This window comes from Tepidibacter mesophilus (genome assembly GCF_002724055.1).
GTDB classification, from domain to species: Bacteria; Bacillota; Clostridia; order Peptostreptococcales; family Peptostreptococcaceae; genus Tepidibacter_A; species Tepidibacter_A mesophilus.
This window is the reverse complement of record NZ_BDQY01000070.1, coordinates 1-615: the sequence shown is the minus strand read 5'-3', so window position 1 is coordinate 615 and position 615 is coordinate 1. Positions and strand designations below refer to the sequence as shown.

Genomic DNA, 615 nt, shown 5'->3' with positions numbered 1-615 from the left:
AGTATGAAATGTTTTGAAATCTGATAGGATTTTATGCATTATTGAAATTTTAGAAAAGTTATTAATGTTCGTTAGATAATTAGAAAGTTTTCTATCAAATGTTATAACTACATTATACAAGGAGGGATGTAATGTGCAAAATATTTGCCCAAAGATACAGGAAAAAGGGTTGAGTAATAATTTTACCTACCCTATACCTAAAAGGCATGAGCGTGTGGCGAAAAACACCACTCTATGTGTAAGGCATGAGCAAGATAAGGGGACAGTTGAAGAATTTTTCCAGTATCTATTAGAGGATGGAAAAAGTCCTAAAACAATTGAGAGTTATGTTGGAGATGTAAAGGGTTTTCTAACATATTTAGAATCACAGGGAGTAAATTTTGAAAATACACTTAGTAGATTCTATGTTACAAGCTATAGGAATTATTTAATAGAAAATGACTTTAAGCCTGCTACAATTAATAAGAAAATCAATAGTCTACAGTCATTTTAAAATGTACCCTTTGTCAAGGACATTATAAAAAAAGACTATGCAGCAGATAGAAGATGATTTCTGAATGATACAGGAGTCATCTTCTTTAAATTCCATTGATATCTATAATTATTATAATAATC

At 29.8% G+C, this 615-nt stretch carries 2 protein-coding genes; one reads left to right on the top strand and one right to left on the bottom strand.

Going from position 1 to position 615, the window contains the following annotated elements; genetic code table 11:
* The first annotated feature begins 133 nt into the window (after positions 1–133).
* The gene (locus Tmeso_RS15850; RefSeq protein WP_242967967.1) at positions 134–493 is read left to right on the top strand and encodes a site-specific integrase; all 360 of its coding nucleotides are present in this window, start codon (positions 134–136) and stop codon (positions 491–493) included.
* A 35-nt stretch (positions 494–528) separates the two neighbouring features.
* Here Tmeso_RS15850 and Tmeso_RS15845 read toward each other — a convergent pair.
* A partial coding sequence (locus Tmeso_RS15845) for an IS3 family transposase (protein WP_145993156.1) occupies positions 529–615 on the bottom strand: 87 nt, incomplete at its 5' end.